The sequence below is a fragment of the Micromonospora sp. KC723 genome, from assembly GCF_004348595.1.
Classification (GTDB): Bacteria; Actinomycetota; Actinomycetes; order Mycobacteriales; family Micromonosporaceae; genus Micromonospora.
Map to the genome: position 1 here is coordinate 1 of NZ_SMKD01000237.1, position 4,674 is coordinate 4,674.

At 73.4% G+C, this 4,674-nt stretch carries 5 protein-coding genes; 2 read left to right on the forward strand and 3 right to left on the reverse strand.

The window, feature by feature from the left end; translation table 11 throughout:
- Positions 1–183: 183 nt before the first annotated feature.
- Entirely contained in the window at positions 184–378 is a 195-nt protein-coding gene (locus tag E1165_RS28030; RefSeq protein WP_371687404.1) for a hypothetical protein, read from the reverse strand.
- A gap of 214 nt (positions 379–592) precedes the next feature.
- On the opposite strand from E1165_RS28030, the gene E1165_RS28035 reads away from it, so the two are divergent.
- Both E1165_RS28035 and E1165_RS28040 read left to right on the forward strand, forming a co-directional pair.
- Complete coding sequence (locus E1165_RS28035) at positions 593–793, forward strand: hypothetical protein (RefSeq protein ID WP_132394704.1); 201 nt, start codon at positions 593–595, stop codon at positions 791–793.
- The gene (locus tag E1165_RS28040; RefSeq protein ID WP_132394705.1) at positions 793–1,590 is read left to right on the forward strand and encodes a site-2 protease family protein; all 798 of its coding nucleotides are present in this window, start codon (positions 793–795) and stop codon (positions 1,588–1,590) included. The genes E1165_RS28035 and E1165_RS28040 overlap by 1 nt, the downstream gene beginning before the upstream one ends.
- Positions 1,591–1,708: 118 nt before the next feature.
- On the opposite strand, the gene E1165_RS28045 is transcribed toward E1165_RS28040, so the two are convergent.
- Positions 1,709–2,707, reverse strand: a complete 999-nt coding sequence (locus E1165_RS28045; RefSeq protein ID WP_132394706.1) for an aldo/keto reductase family protein — start codon at positions 2,705–2,707, stop codon at positions 1,709–1,711.
- A gap of 31 nt (positions 2,708–2,738) precedes the next feature.
- Positions 2,739–4,532, reverse strand: coding sequence for a WG repeat-containing protein (locus tag E1165_RS28050; protein ID WP_243705028.1), 1,794 nt, complete (start codon positions 4,530–4,532; stop codon positions 2,739–2,741).
- Positions 4,533–4,674: the final 142 nt, after the last annotated feature.

Genomic DNA, 4,674 nt, shown 5'->3' on the forward strand with positions numbered 1-4,674 from the left:
GTACCTTGACGGCTACCTCGCGGTCGAGGAGGGTGTCCACGCACCGCCAGACGGTGCCCATGCCACCGGTCGCCACCCGTTCGCTCAGCCGGTAACGATCGCTGAGCGCCAGTCCCTTAGTCAGCACCGCGCCACCGTACCGGTGCGGAACGCGATCGTGTGGGAACTGCCGCGCCGCCGGTACTACGGGTGACGGGGGGAGCGGTACCGGTAGTCGTTCGGGTTCACCGCCGCCGGTTTCGGGTCCTCCTGCCAGGCGCCCTCGCCCGGCCGGGCGACGAGGGCGTCCAGCAGTTCCTCCCGGTCCATGTGCGCGGCTCCCACGATGCCGCCCCGGACCGCCATCTGCCGCAACTCCTCGGTGTCCCTGTCGTGCATCCGCTGCTCCACGGTCGCCTCCCTGTCCGTCGGCGGGTTCCGGCCACCGCCGTTGCTCACCCTGCCCATACCCGGACAGGGGCCGGGAAACCCTGGAGCCCGGCGCGGGCGGCGGCGCTGCTCGGAGTGAGCAGCGGGCCGTTCGCGGGACCGGCCGACTACGCTTGCGGGGATCCGTCCCCGGGGACGGCGGAGCGGCGAGGGGAGACGCGGCATGGCGTGGAGCTGGCGGTACGAGGGCGCGGACGGCACGGCGGTCGAGGGGCCGGTGGAGTCGTTCGGTAGCCAGGCGGACGCCGAGTCGTGGATCGGCCAGACCTGGCGGGAGCTCGCGGCGTCCGGCGTCACCTCGGTCGCGCTCGTCGAGGACGACCGGGTGGAGTACCGGATGAGCCTGCTGCCGACGGCGGAGTGATGGCGTACGACCGCCCGGGGGAACCGCTGGTCCTGGGTGTGCCCCGGGCGGCGTTCCGTCCCAGCCCGATCTTCCTCGCCCTGGTCGCGCTCTTCGTGGCCAGTGGGGTGATGGCCTGGAACGGGTTCGGCAACGTCCGGTTCGACGTGTTCCTCTTCGTCGTCTCGGGCTGGCTGGTCTCGCTCTGCCTGCACGAGTACGCCCACGCGGTGGTGGCCTACCGGGCCGGCGACCGGGACATCGCCCACCGCGGCTACCTGACGTTGAACCCGCTGAAGTACACCCACCCCCTGCTGTCGATCGTGCTGCCCGTGGTGGTGGTGCTGCTCGGCGGCATCGGCCTGCCCGGTGGCGCGGTGTGGGTGGACCGGCACGCCATTCCGGGCCGGTTGCGCCACACCCTGGTCAGCCTCGCCGGTCCGGCCGCCAACGTGCTGTTCACGCTGGTGCTGGTGGCGGCGCTGCGGGTCGGGTCCGGGGTGTTCGGCGGGCCGGTCGAGTTCTGGGCGGGGTTGGCGCTGCTGGCCTTCCTCCAGCTCACCGCGAGCCTGCTCAACCTGCTGCCGATACCCGGCCTGGACGGCGGCAACATGATCCAGCCCTGGTTGAACCCGCAGTGGCGGCGGATGTACGACCTGTTCGCCCCGTTCGGCTTCATCCTGCTCTTCGCGCTGCTGTGGAACCCGCGCATCGGTGGTTGGTTCTTCGACGCGGTCTTCGCCCTCGGCGACGCGCTCGGCCTGCCGAGCTGGCTCTACGCCCTGGGACTGGAACTGATCCGCTTCTGGCAGGGGTGACCGGCCCGGGGGCGCCGGTTTCTCACGCTCGCAGCCGCCGGGAACTCGGGGGCAGACACCCTTCGGCGTACCGGAAGGGCCGGGCCGGCGCGGAGGCCGCGCCGGCCCGGGGAGAGCGTCAGGGCCGGCGGGCCGGGCTCTCGGTCTTCGCCGCGTCCCGCTCGGTGACCGGCTCGACGATCTCGTCGATCGCCTTCAGCAGTTCGGCGTCGAGCGTCACGCCGGCCGCCTTGACGTTGTCGTGCACCTGCTCGGGCCGGGACGCCCCGACGATCGCCGAGGAGACGTTCGGGTTCTGCAACACCCAGGCGATGGCCAGCTGCGGCATGGTCAGCCCGGCCTGCTCCGCGAGGGGCTTGAGCCGCTGCACCCGGGTGAGCACGTCGTCGGTCAGCCAGGCCTTGATGAAGTTGGCACCGGACTTCTCGTCGGTGGCCCGGGAACCGGCCGGCGGCGGCTGGCCCGGCAGGTACTTGCCGGAGAGCACGCCCTGCGCCATGGGTGACCAGACGATCTGCCCGACGCCCAACTCCTCGCAGGTGGGCACGACCTCGGTCTCGATCACCCGCCACAGCATCGAGTACTGCGGCTGGTTGGACACCAACGGGACACGCAACTCCCGGGCCAGGCCGTGCGCCTCGCGGATCTGGGACGCCTTCCACTCCGAGACGCCGATGTAGTGCGCCTTGCCCGAGTGCACGACGTCGGCGAACGCCTCCATCGTCTCCTCCAGCGGGGTGCTGTAGTCGTACCGGTGGGCCTGGTACAGGTCCACGTAGTCGGTACGCAGCCGGCGCAGCGAGCCGTTGATCGACTCCATGATGTGCTTGCGGGACAGGCCCCGGTCGTTGCGGCCCGGGCCGGTCGGCCAGTAGACCTTCGTGAAGATCTCCAGCCCCTCCCGGCGCTCACCCGCCAGGGCCTTGCCGAGAACCTCCTCGGCCCGGGTGCCGGCGTAGACGTCGGCGGTGTCGAAGGTGGTGATGCCGGTGTCCAGGGCGGCCCGCACGCAGGCCAGCGCCGCCTCCTCCTCGACCTGGGAGCCGTGGGTGATCCAGTTGCCGTACGAGATCTCGCTGACCATCAGGCCCGAGCGGCCTAGGTGTCGGAATTCCATCCCCCGACCCTAGCCCGGGCCCTCGGAACCGTCAGAGCACCGGATGGGTGTCGGCCAGCAGCAGGTCGATCTCGGCCAGCACGGCGTCCCGACCCGGGTGCACCGGGTCGATCAACGGCGCGCCACGCCGGTCCAACGCCCCCCACCGGCCGGCGCGGTCAGTGGCCAGGAACGCCACCGGATGGATCATCAGTTGCGGGTGGGCGGGCGCGACGAGCACCCTCCCCGTCCGGTCCACCACGCCGCGCAGGCCACCCGCCTCCACCACGGCCAGCCCCTCGTCGGTGAAACCGTCCACCGGCCGGCCGTCGGCGAGCACGGTCCGGAAACCCTGGTAGCGGAGTGGCACGACCAGTCGGCCGTGCCGGTCCACCGCCCCCCAGGCCCCGCCCCGGCGTACCGCGGCCACGCCGCCCCGGAACGACCGGACCTCCTCGAAGCCGCCGGAGGCCAGTTCGGTGCCGTCCGGCTCGATCGCCGTCCAGTCCGCGTCACCGCCGCGCGACACCCAGGCCAGGCCGTCGGAGAAGGCCCGCACCGCCACGTACGCGGGGGCGATCAGTGTCGTCCCGGCCTCGTCGATCAACTCCCAGCCGATGGTGTCGGGCCGGCGCACCCAGGCCACACCCTCGCAGAAGGGCTGCGCCTCGGCGTACCGGTAGTCGATCACCAGTTCGCCGTCGACGTCCGCGTACCCCCACCGGCCCGGGCCGCTGTCCCGCGTCGGCGCCGGTGAGCGGTGTCCGCGCAGCACCTCCTCGCGACTGCGCGGGTACGGCCCGAATCCGCCCTCCGCGACGGCCCGGGCGTGCACCGCGTCCAGGGAGACCTTGATCCGCTCGGTCAGCTCCGGGTCGTCGACCCGACGCAGGTCCAGTGCCCGTTCGAAGTGCTCGCACGCCTCCATCAGCCGACCCTGGTCGTAGCAGGACCGGCCCGCGTGCTCGTGCATCGCCGACCGCAGCCGGTCCGGCAGCTCCGCCGAGTTGGCCTCCACGAAGAGCCGGTCCGCCTCGGCGTGCTCGCCCCGGCGGCGCAGCACCTCCGCCAGTCGGGCCCGCGCCAACGCGGTACGCCGCAACTCCCCGGTGGCCTCGGCGTAGGTGAGGGCGAGCCGGCCGTCGGCGAGCGCGTCGTCCAGGTCGCCGACGACCCGGGAGACGACGGCGCGCAGGCTCAGCAGCCGGGCGCGAGCGCGGTTGTCCAGGGAGACGGCGAGCTTCTCGGTGAGCCGCCCCCGCAGTGCCCGCAACTCGTCCGGGTCGCCCACGGTCTCGCGCAGCGTCTCCGGATCGAGCCGCCACCGGTACGCGGCCAGCATCTGCTCCGGGTCGCCGGGCGTCCGCGTGTCGGTGCCGGTCGCCGTGGCCTGCTCGGATCGGGCGGTGTCCGTGGCGTCCGCCGTCCGTCCCGCGTCGGCCGGCGGCACCGGCTCGTCCGTTTCGGGCGTCGGCGGGAGGGCCGGCTCGTCGACGGTCGCGTCGTGGTCCGGCTCGTGGTCGGATTCGACCGTCGGGTCCGCGTCCCCCGGCTCCCCGACGCCGACGACCGGTGGCCCGGAGACCGGGATCGGCGGGCTGGCCGGGGCCACGTCCGGAACGGGCACCGCCTCGGGGGACGCCGCCGCGTCGACGGGCTTGCCGGAGGACGCCGGGGTGACGGGCTCGTCGGAGGAGGCCGGGGTGACGGGCTCGTCGGAGGAGGCCGGGGTGACGGGCTGCGGCGCTTCCCGGGCGTTGACGGCCGGCGTGGCGACGGGCCGGACGACGATCGGGTGCGTCCCCGACCGTGAGACGACAGGGGACGGCACCGGAGCCGGTGGCACGGGCGCTCGCTGGACGCTCACCGGTGGCGCCACCCGGGGCTCCTGCGCAACGACCGGGACAGCCAGCGGGGTCGTGGCTGGCCATACCGGTACCGGGCCGGAACCCTCGGTGTCCGGTGGGGGCGACGGGGCGGTCGTGGGG

Coding starts and splice junctions, on each gene's coding strand:
- E1165_RS28030 (WP_371687404.1), bottom strand. CDS start 378: ATGCACGACAGGGACACCGAGGAGTTGCGGCAGATGGCGGTCCGGGGC.
- E1165_RS28035 (WP_132394704.1), top strand. CDS start 593: ATGGCGTGGAGCTGGCGGTACGAGGGCGCGGACGGCACGGCGGTCGAG.
- E1165_RS28040 (WP_132394705.1), top strand. CDS start 793: ATGGCGTACGACCGCCCGGGGGAACCGCTGGTCCTGGGTGTGCCCCGG.
- E1165_RS28045 (WP_132394706.1), bottom strand. CDS start 2,707: ATGGAATTCCGACACCTAGGCCGCTCGGGCCTGATGGTCAGCGAGATC.